Raw genomic sequence first — 10323 nt, 5'->3', positions numbered from 1 at the left:
CCATTGATCAATGAAGCCGGTGAAGCCATCAAGTTTGGGCCGCTTGATATCTGCCGTTCGTTGATATCCGGGCGGGACCGAAAACATCATCATCTTCTTCACGCTCGCACGCGAAATCCCGAAATGGCCCGCTGCCACCCGTTCGCTCATGCCGCCCCGACGCGCGAGGCGGACCTTCAAATATAAATCCACGACTAAAATCTCCCGCCCTCCCTGAAACCAGTAAGGGCCAAAGTGGCAACATTTTACATTGCCCGCAGCGAGATTATCACGCCACTTCCGTGGCTCACTTTTGCACTGCCGTTCTCAGGGCAGGCCGGGGGGTGGGGCCGAAGACATGCCACCCCGACCGCAAGGCTTCCGCCTTCAACTGTCCGTGGGCTTTGTTGGGGCCACGGCTTTCTGTAGCAGTTCGTTCCCGGCCTTCACCATCGACGGTTCGTTGTTCTTGAGGCCGGATGCGACTAGGGCTTCGCCCACCAGACGGTTTTTCGAGGAGGGTTGGTTGTTCGTCTGCGTCGGCTTTTCGGTTGGCGTCTTGGGGTCCATCTTTTTGCTTCCTTCATCGCATTGGGGTGGCAAGGGGTCGCGTCATTCAACGCCCCGGTCGTGCTGTATTCGGTGGCACGATCCCGATGCGCAATCAAGACAACGCGCAACGCGGATAGTCCAAGCACCCAAAAGATGGGAAAAATCGCCGCTTTGTAGGCGCGGCATAGAGAGGTTACAGCCGCGCCGCCGGGGTAGGCCGGGGGGTGGGGTCCGGGTCCGTGCCGCGTCCATGTCCGGCCCCCGCGTCCGGCGCTGTGTCCTTTGTGTCCACGTCCGCACTTCACGTCCAGCGCGGCGTCCCGCCCTGCCCACGTCCGGCGTCCTGCGCTTGTCCGGCACGGGCGCGGCCTTCAAGTCCGGCTTAGTCGACCATCGCCGCCCGTACCGGACAGCTATAGATCAACCGCGCGCAAGGGTGCGACATTCTGACGCACCACTATCCGTGCCGATGCGATGAAGCCGCCGACAAAGCCAACACCAAGCAAGCCAACCTCCCAAACGGGGTCAGGATGGGGTGAGCGGGCCAAAATCAGGAATTATTCAATGAATTCAATACCCAGTGGCGGAGAGACAGGGATTCGAACCCTGGGAACCCTCACAGGCTCAACGGTTTTCGAGACCGCCCCGTTCGACCACTCCGGCACCTCTCCGCGGCGGGGATCGTCTGGGGGGCCGTTTAGCTGGGTGCGCCTTTGGTTGCAAGTGGGATTTACGGTTTTTCTTTGGGTTTTGAATTTTGGTATTGTCGAAGGATTGCCGCACAAAAGATTACGCGTTTCAAGCCGTGAAACTTTTGGATTTCACGGCCGAGCCTAACGCATCGTTTTGTCCGCTTTGCGACGCACTATGGCGTGGATTTGTGGTCCTCAAAACGCAACAGCGCCGCAGCGATCAATTGCGCGACGCCGATATCCTCGCCAATGGGTGGCAGTGTTTGACCTTGAAAGCCCGCAGCTTCCAAGGCCTCTGGTATATCTTGAACAACATGCCCCGCGCGCAATGCAAAAAACGGCAAGCACGTGACATTTGGCAGTTCGCGTGCGACGTCGGCGAGAAAGGGCGCTTCTTCAACAAAACCAGCCTTCACAGGGGCAAACCCAAGTTGCAGCAGGCTTTCCACCATTGCATAAGTCGTCTCGGACGATGTCTTGGACACCTTGCTACCATGCGCGGCAAGCAAAATCCCGTTCGTCGCAGCTGCGCGCTTTGCAGCCGAGGCCATGAGGCCGATCAGCGCGGGATCGGTCCCGAATGGAAGCAACTGAACCAAGGCTCCCCCCCCTGCTTCGGCAAGCCTGCGGGGCAAGTTCGTGCGGGTAAACCAGCCTTCAGCCATGAAAAACGGATAAATGAGCGGGGCGGTCAGTTGCGACACAGCCGCTTCTAACGCGCCAGCTTGGGCCAATGTCGCGCCCCTGATCCGCCAACCAGGCAACCACATTGCGACACGCACCGCCAATGCCTTCATCGCCGCTTCTTGCGAGAAGGGATCGGCAGGCGAGCCGTGGGCAACCAAAATCGCTTCATGTGTCATTTCGGTTCCTGCCTTAGTACTGAGGCATATATTTAGCGCGTCTTAAAGCTTTGTAAAAGGCGCGCTCAGCTGTGTGCCCGTAGTGCAGGTCTTTCTACGGTTAAGTTCCGCAAAACGTGCGATAATTTCCAAAGCTGTCAGGTGCGGGAGCGGCATAGGCATCCAACCCATCCCGTTTGGTAAATGGGTCCATTAGAACCGCAAGCAAGGCATCAAAAGGGGCCATATTGCCTTTGGTTGCAGCGTCCAAAGCCGCCTCGACCAAATGATTGCGCGGGATGTAGATCGGGTTGACGCGGTTCATTGCGGCGGCGCGTTTTTCGGGGTCTATCGGGTCGCGGGCAAGGCGGGACTGCCAGTCATTTTGCCAGTCGCGGGCATCGTCGGGGTTGGTAAACTGGGCCCGCAAAGCGCCTGAATCGCCCTGCAAAATATCAGCCAAGGCGCGGAAACTATTGGTGAAATCCGCCCCCTGCCCTTCCATTGATTTCAACAGGTTATGGGCCAGTGCAAAGTCGCCATCCTCGGCGGTGGTCAGGCCCAGTTTAGCGCGCATCAGGGCAAGCCATTCGGCCTCGTACACCGCGCCGAAGGCGTCAATTTCGGCGCTGGCGAGGCGGATTGCCTCTTCCTCATCTGGGGAGATAAAATCCAGCAAGGTTTCGGCCAGCCGTGCCAGATTCCAGCGCGCGATTCCTGTTTGGTTTTCATAGGCATAGCGACCCTGACGGTCGATCGAGCTGAACACGGTGGCGGGGTCGTAGGCGTCCATAAAGGCACAAGGGCCATAGTCGATCGTTTCGCCAGACAACGCCATATTGTCGGTGTTCATCACGCCGTGAACGAACCCCACGGACATCCACTGCGCGACCAATTTCGCCTGTAAATTTACCGTATGCCTTATGTATGCCATCGGTACATACATCTGTACATCGGGCGCGGCATCGGGGGCATGGGCCAATTCGGGCGCATGGCGGGCGACGGCATAGTCCAAAAGACGGCGCAGGTTGTCGGTTTCGCCCCGCGCGGCAAAAAACTGGAAGGTGCCGACGCGCAGATGGCTGGCGGCGACACGGGCCAAAACGGCCCCCGGTTGCGGCCCCCCGTCGCGCATCACATTGGCACCTGTGGCCGTTGCGGCAAGCGCGCGGGTGGTGGGGATGCCCAGCGCATACATCGCCTCGCCCATCAGATATTCGCGCAAGACAGGGCCAAGCACGGCCTTGCCATCGCCACCGCGCGAAAACGGGGTGCGACCCGAGCCTTTGAGGTGGATGTCGCGGCGATTGCCGTTGCGATCAATCACCTCGCCCAGCAAAAGCGCGCGGCCATCGCCCAGTTGGGGCGAAAAGCCGCCGAATTGATGCCCCGCATAGGCCATTGCCAAGGGAGCAGCGCCTGCGGGGGCCACAGCGCCTGCAAGGATGGCCGCCCCCTCGGGCGTGTTCAGCGCATCGGGGTTCAGGCCCAGTTCCCGCGCCAAGCTGTCATTGAACCGCAGGATTTCGGGTTCCGGCGCCGCGGCCCCCTGCCATTCGACATAGAACCCTTCGAGATCGCGCGCATAGCTGTTGTCAAAGACAAAACCAAAGGTATCTGGCGCGGTTTGGGGAGTTGCAGCTGGGGGCATGGCGTGTCCTTTGACGGCTAAAGCGTAGGGCGTTTCGACTGTGGCAGTGGGCATAGCGACGGTGGAATGACAACGGGCCGGAATTGGGTCCGGCCCGAGGGAAAAAGTTGAGCCGTATTCTAGCGTTTGGGCAAAACCCAATCAGGGCGCAGGAAATGGCAGGTATAGCCATCGGGGCGGCGTTCCAGATAATCCTGATGCTCTGGCTCTGCTTCCCAAAACGCACCGACCGGGTCCAGTTCTGTCACCACTTTGCCCGGCCAAAGACCGGAGGCATTGACATCGGCAATCGTATCCAGTGCGGTCGCTTTTTGGGCGTCATCCACATAATAGATCGCCGATCTGTAGGACAGACCACGGTCATTGCCTTGGCGGTTTTCCGTGGTGGGATCGTGGATTTGAAAGAAGAATTCCAACAGCCTGCGATAGCTGGTTTGGCTGGGGTCAAAGGTAATTTCGATCCCTTCGGCATGGGTGCCATGGTTGCGATAGGTCGCATTGGCGACATCGCCGCCGGTATAGCCAACGCGGGTTTTCAACACGCCCGGCAGTTTGCGGATCAGATCCTGCATCCCCCAAAAACACCCACCCGCCAACACTGCACGTTCTTGCATCGTTTCATCCCTTTTTGTAAACGCCGTAGCCCCAATGCCCCGCACCGTATTGCGGGGAGATTGCAACACGCAAGATCCCGAAAGAGCAAGGTGATACATGGGCGCTTGGGGTAGAGGGACAATATGGGGGCAATCTGTTTGGTTTCAAGACCCGCGGGTTGTGTGAGGAAAGGTCGCGGCGCGCCAAACACGCTAGGCGGGAAGGTGGCATGGGTGCTATTCGCTATGCGGGATTGTCCAGCGGTTGGATTGCCCGCGGACCCGCGAAATACGTATTTAAGATACAGGGAATGGGCATCCGGCCTTGTTTTGTCGAAAGGGCTCTGCCAGTTTCTTTAGATACATATTTAACGATTGAGCACAATTTCTGTGCGGGTTTCCAAGTCTTTTTAAAGATACGGTGTGGAGTCTAGATATGGGTAAAATTCGTTTTGTTGTCGTATCTGATATGCATGCAGGGGCAGAGCTTTCGCTTGCCACTGCGGTTGATGAAACCGGGGCGCGCACCGACCCCACGATCCCCAGCATAACGGCAGCCGCTTTTGGGCGCGCTGTTCAATCTGTGCTGATGCAACAGAATACAGCCCTTGCGGCTATGGATGACCCCGCGACGATTATCCTGTTGGGCGATATCATGGATCTTGCGTTCAGCGACCGTAATGCCGCTGCGCAAAGCTATGTCGGGTGGCTGAAAGGGTTGGTGGGGGCGCAGGCCGGATTGTTTGCGCCGGATATGATTTTCCTGCCCGGCAATCATGACCATTCGCTGTGGACGAGCGCACGGATGGCGGCCGAAACCGCGTCGGTCGCGGCGGGGGGCGCTCCGCAGATGGCGCTTTATACCCGATCCGAGACAGGAAACGCCTTACCCAGCGGCTTTGTCACTGCGCTGAACCAACGGGCGGGGATTTATGGCGATGTGCGCATCCATTACCCGAATTTTGCCTTGCATGACCCCACATTGGGGCGCTGTGTGGCGTTTCATCACGGGCATTTTCTGGACAGTGCGTACCGCATGATGAGTGCGGCACATGACATGTTGACAGGCGTGCCGCGGTTGCATGTGACGGTGGCCGAACTGGCCGATGAAAATGCCAATTGGATAGATTTCGGCTGGTCGTCCTTTGGCCAATCCTCGACCTTAAGCCGCGATGTGGCGACGCTTTATACCGGTTTGTCGGTCGCGTCCGAGGCGCATCATTTGCGGCAACGCATTGCGCGGGCGATCAGTGCGGAACTGGGCCCGAAATTGCCGATGGGTGGGCAGGAAGGGGTGAAGGCGGCGCTGCGGTACACTGTGCTGGCAGCGCTTGATGCAAGTTTCGGGGCCTATACCGACACGGCGCGCGCGTCGATTTCGGATGCTTTGTCTGACAGTGGGGTTGATGGGGTGCAAGCCTATATCGACGGCCCGCTTGCGGGGCAGTTGCGCGACGAATTGGGGCATATTCCGCCGCAGTTGAGTTTTGTGTTCGGCCATACGCACAAGCCGTTCATTGACACGCTGGTGCCCGCCAAAGGGCCGGTTGTGCAGCTGTGCAATACGGGGGGCTGGTATCTGGACAGCCCCCGCCTGAACGGGCGCGAAGGGGTAGCCTTGGTGTTGGTGGATGACATGCTGAATGTCGTGTCGGTGCGCTGCTTTGCAACGCCGCAGAACGGGGCTGTCGCCCCGACCGAGGTGCGGCTTGCGTCACACCCCACACCGGATGGCGAGGCCTTTGCTGCCGAGGTGGCAGGGTATGTGGCGGCCGCTGGGCCGGTGTGGGCGCATTTGGCACAAGTCGCCGCCACAGAATACGCGCTGCGCCAAGAGATGCTGTTGGCACGGTTGAACCGATCAGACCACGAGGCGATCATCGCAGGAGGTATGCCTATGACCCGTATTCAACTGTCAAAACCCCTGTCGGATGCCAAAGCGCGGTATGAGGTGGTGGTCATCGGGTCCGGCTATGGCGCGTCGATCGCGGCATCACGCCTTGCAAGGGCGGGGCGCGAGGTGGCCGTGTTGGAACGCGGGCGCGAGATGCGGCCTGGCGATTTTCCAAGGTCGATGACCGAGATTGCAGGCGATGCACAGGTGCAGGTCGCGGAGACGGGGAAACGGTTGGGGCGGGCGGATGGCTTGCTTGATTTTCATCTGAACGATGATCTGAGCGTTCTGATCGGTTGCGGGCTGGGAGGGACATCGTTGATCAATGCCAATGTCGCCTTGGAAAGCGACCCGAGGTTGATAGACCATTTCAACTGGCCTGCTGTGTATCGCGACAATCCGGGGCTGCTTGCGCCCTATTACGAGCGCGCGCGCAAGGCGTTGGGGTCACGGCCCTATCCCGAAACCGCACCCGCCTTGCCCAAGCTTGCGGCCTTGCAGCAATCGGCAACCGAGATGGGCAAACCGTTTTACCGCCCGCCGATCAATGTGACGTTCGAGGACGGGCCAAACGCCTTTGGGTTTGCCCAAAACGCCTGCAATCTGTGTGGCGATTGCTGCACGGGGTGCAACTATGGTGCCAAGAATACCACTTTGATGAACTACCTTCCCGATGCCCGCGCGCATGGGGCGCAGATTTTCACAGGCGCCGAGGTGCGGCATTTGGAAAAGACTGCTACGGGGTGGGATGTGCATATCCGCCCGATTGAGGGCGGGGCTGTGCGGGTCATCAGCGCCGATCTGGTCGTGATGGGCGCAGGCACGCTGGGGTCGACCGAAATATTGCTGCGCAGCAAAACCAAGGGTTTGGCACTGTCAAAACAGTTGGGGCAACGGTTTTCGGGCAACGGCGATGTGCTGGCCTTTGGCTATAACGCCAATCTGGACGGGGATATGGATGGGGAGACCCCACGCCCAATGCTGCGCGGCATTGGCGCGGGCAGCAATGCGCCAGATTTACCGGAATATCAGCCCGGCCCCTGTATTGCGGGGATTATCGATTGCCGCGATCCGGCCGCCCCTGTCACCGATGGTATGGTGATTGAAGAAGGCGTGATGCCCGGGGGGCTTGCGATGGGGTTTTCCGCGATATTCTTTTTGAACCAAGCGATTACAGGCGACCCCTTCAAGTTTGGTGATACGTCTTTGCGGCTGCAAGATGCCGCCGATGTGGGCAATGCGATAAACACGGATCCGGCAAGTTTGTCCCGTTTCGCCTATGACGGGCCTGTGGGGCGCACACAGACGTATTTGGTGATGAGCCATGATGCATCGGATGGCGAGGTGACACTGACCAATGATCAGGCCGTCGTGCGCTGGCAAGGTGCAGGCAGCGAGCCGTCGATCCTGCGCAATAACAAGATTTTGGCCCAAGCCTCTGACGCAATTTGGGCCGAGTTTCAGCCCAATCCGATGTGGCAAACCGAGATGGGGCGCAAGCTGGTGACGGTGCACCCCATCGGTGGCTGCGTGATGGCCGACAGCGCCGATACGGGCGTTGTGAACGGAGATTGCCAAGTGTTTGACGGCGCGGGGGGCGTACATGCGGGGCTTTATGTCTGTGATGGCGCGGTCATTCCGGGCGCGTTGGGCGTGAACCCTTTGCTGACCATTTCGGCCGTGGCTGAATATGCGGTTGAACAGATGGCCACATCGCGCGGCTGGACAATTGAGTATACCGGCACACGGCCCCTGCCCGCCGAATGCCATGTGCCCGACCCGATAAAACCACCGCCACCGCCCGATATTGCAGCACAGTTGCAAAGCATCATTGATGCGATGAAAGCGTCCAAGACATTGATAGATAACGGCGACTATGCTGCGGCCCGCGCGATATTCGAGGCGGCCTATAAGGCTGTGACCGAAGGTGTCGACAGCCCGCTTGCCCCGTCTTGGGCTGTGTTGCGATTGATGCTGACCGATACCCTGATGCGGGCGATTGCCGAAGTGTTCGCCGAGTTTTTGCCAATATTGGAGGCGGTGGACGCCAAGATCGACAGTGGTGATTTCTTGGGGGCGCTGACGGTGATCGAGGATGCGGCGGGCGATTTTACCCCCGGCCTGCGGTTTGACGAAAAGATGGAAGGGGTGATCGCCCCAGCCGACAGGCAGATGGACCGCCCGATTTCCGACGCTTACCGCGTTGCCCAGCGCCGCGGCGAAATGACGGGGCCGGAGGCGGCGATCGTGGGGCATTTCACCATCTCGACCGAGAGCATAGAACGCTTGCTGACCGATCCCGACCACCGCGCCACGCTGACCGGCACCATAGATTGCCCTGCCTTGGGCGGACGGCTGATTTTGGACGAAGGCGCCGTGTTTGACCTTTTGCGCGCCAATGACGGCGAGATTGAATGCTGGAATATGATCTATTCCGGCAAAATGCAGGACAGCGATGATGAAACGCCCTTTTATTTCAAAGGGGTGAAGACGCTGAAACGCCGCGCGGGGTCAAGCTGGTGGACGGATCTGACGACGTTGAATGTGGATATCTGGGACGGAACCGCGCCGCACGGCCTGCCCCGTTTTCAAGGCATCATGACATTGGGCCTAGAGGATTTGGCGCAGCAACTTTCGACTGTGCAAACACCGATGGCCCAGAACATCTGGACCAGCGGCTTTGACATTCTGGCAACCTTGGTTGCCGCACAATGGCAAGGCAATTTGGCCCAACGCCTGCAAGATCAGGACTTGCGAGCCGAGATCATTCGCCAAGGGTTGATGATCGCGGCGCGCATGGGGCATCCGGGGTTGTTGGAAATTGTGCAGCAAAACGAGGTGATGCGCTTTGGCAGTGTCTTCGCAAAGCTGGTGTTTCGCTGCTATGGCGGTGTCACGGCCTATTTGAACAACTTTCCGGCGTTGGACGATGCGCAGGCCCCGCACCGCCCGATGCGACTGCCTGCGCCCGAGGTGCATGTGCCGATGGTAGGTGACAAGGCCTTGGGGCTGACGCGGTATAAGGGGGGCACGCTTGGGCCCGTGATCCTTGCGCCCGGGTTTGGGGTGACTGCCGCGTCCTATGCGATGGACACCACGGACGAGAACCTTGCCGAATTTTTGGTGGCGCGGGGATATGATGTTTGGCTGTTCGATTATCGCGGCAGCCCCGCGCTGGATGCATCACGCCAGCCGTTTACCATCGACGATATCGCGCGTGAGGATTGGCCAGCGGCGATAGAGATGGTGAGGGATAACACCGGCGCGGCCGATGTGCAGATCATTGCGCATTGTTTCGCGTCGACCTCGGTTTTGATGGGGTTGCTTGCGGGGATGAAGGGCGTGCGGTCGGTCGTTTCCAGCCAGACCAGCCTGCACCCGATCAGCGGTTGGTTCAATTATGCCAAGGCCGACAGTCATTTGGCCAACCTGTTGGTGCAAGGTGTACCAAAGGCGATGCGGGGATTGGTGGACGGGATCGGCCTGCCGCCCGCGCTGGGGGATATCGTGAAATACGGGATGAAAACCGTGGATATGGTGTCAATCGTGGATCCAAGCGCCGAGGGGTATATGGCCGCAAAAACGCTGGATGCGCTGCTGTGGCCTGTGCCCTTTCCGGGTGAAATTCCGTGCTATAATCCCGTTTGCCACCGCGTGTTCGGCGTTTTTGGCCCGTCCTTTGCCCATGACCAGTTGAACGAGGCCACCCACAACGCATTGGGCCGTGTGTTTGGCAAAATATCGACCGAACCGTTTTTGCAGCTTGCAGAAATTTTGCGCTGGGGCAAAGCTGTGGATGCGGGGGGCGCAGATACCTATATGAACACCCCGGAAAACATTGATATTCCGATTGATTTTGTGGCAGGCGGCAAGAACCGTATCTTCTTGCCGGAAACCACCTTGCGGACGCTGCATTGGCTGCGTGCCACACATAAAGACGCGCCAAAAAATATGTTTACGCGCGTTGTGTTTGAAGAGTACGCGCATATGGACATATTCATCGGCAAGAACGCGCACCATGAGGTGTTCCCCTATTTGCTGGACCGATTGCGCGCGCGTGATGGGGGTGTGCAGGCCTAATGCGGGATGTAGCGGCGACAGATGGCGAACGACGATGGAC

Annotated in this window: 5 protein-coding genes and 1 tRNA gene; 1 reads left to right on the top strand and 5 read right to left on the bottom strand. The window is 58.9% G+C overall.

All coding sequences use genetic code 11. The annotated features are described in order from the left end of the window. Nucleotides 1-366 precede the first annotated feature (366 nt). The 5 genes from G560_RS0103160 to msrA all read right to left on the bottom strand — a co-directional run bounded on the left by G560_RS0103160 (nucleotide 367) and on the right by msrA (nucleotide 4330). A complete protein-coding gene (locus G560_RS0103160; RefSeq protein ID WP_022702865.1) occupies nucleotides 367-549 on the bottom strand; it encodes a hypothetical protein in 183 nt (60 codons plus the stop codon). 563 nt (nucleotides 550-1112) lie between these two features. Further along, nucleotides 1113-1202, bottom strand: a tRNA-Ser gene (locus G560_RS0103155). Between the two features lie 194 nt (nucleotides 1203-1396). Continuing rightward, the gene (locus tag G560_RS0103150) at nucleotides 1397-2086 is read right to left on the bottom strand and encodes a CbiX/SirB N-terminal domain-containing protein (RefSeq protein WP_022702864.1); all 690 of its coding nucleotides are present in this window, start codon (nucleotides 2084-2086) and stop codon (nucleotides 1397-1399) included. A gap of 100 nt (nucleotides 2087-2186) precedes the next feature. After that, nucleotides 2187-3716 carry a protein adenylyltransferase SelO gene (locus G560_RS18370; protein WP_022702863.1) on the bottom strand — a complete coding sequence of 510 codons (1530 nt, stop codon included), beginning with the start codon at nucleotides 3714-3716 and terminating at the stop codon, nucleotides 2187-2189. A 119-nt stretch (nucleotides 3717-3835) separates the two neighbouring features. Further along, nucleotides 3836-4330 carry a peptide-methionine (S)-S-oxide reductase MsrA gene (msrA, locus tag G560_RS0103140; RefSeq protein WP_022702862.1) on the bottom strand — a complete coding sequence of 165 codons (495 nt, stop codon included), beginning with the start codon at nucleotides 4328-4330 and terminating at the stop codon, nucleotides 3836-3838. A gap of 415 nt (nucleotides 4331-4745) precedes the next feature. Between msrA and G560_RS0103135 the strand changes: the two genes are divergently transcribed. Further along, complete coding sequence (locus G560_RS0103135; RefSeq protein ID WP_022702861.1) at nucleotides 4746-10283, top strand: GMC oxidoreductase; 5538 nt, start codon at nucleotides 4746-4748, stop codon at nucleotides 10281-10283. Nucleotides 10284-10323: the final 40 nt, after the last annotated feature.

Origin of the sequence: Pseudorhodobacter ferrugineus DSM 5888 (genome assembly GCF_000420745.1) — a bacterium.
In the GTDB taxonomy this organism is placed as follows: domain Bacteria; phylum Pseudomonadota; class Alphaproteobacteria; order Rhodobacterales; family Rhodobacteraceae; genus Pseudorhodobacter; species Pseudorhodobacter ferrugineus.
This window is presented reverse-complemented; position numbering and strand designations above follow the sequence as displayed.

Excerpts from the sequence above, each read along its gene's own strand:
- G560_RS0103160 (WP_022702865.1), bottom strand. The coding sequence starts at position 549 with ATGGACCCCAAGACGCCAACCGAAAAGCCGACGCAGACGAACAACCAA.
- G560_RS0103150 (WP_022702864.1), bottom strand. The coding sequence starts at position 2,086 with ATGACACATGAAGCGATTTTGGTTGCCCACGGCTCGCCTGCCGATCCC.
- G560_RS18370 (WP_022702863.1), bottom strand. The coding sequence starts at position 3,716 with ATGCCCCCAGCTGCAACTCCCCAAACCGCGCCAGATACCTTTGGTTTT.
- msrA (WP_022702862.1), bottom strand. The coding sequence starts at position 4,330 with ATGCAAGAACGTGCAGTGTTGGCGGGTGGGTGTTTTTGGGGGATGCAG.
- G560_RS0103135 (WP_022702861.1), top strand. The coding sequence starts at position 4,746 with ATGGGTAAAATTCGTTTTGTTGTCGTATCTGATATGCATGCAGGGGCA.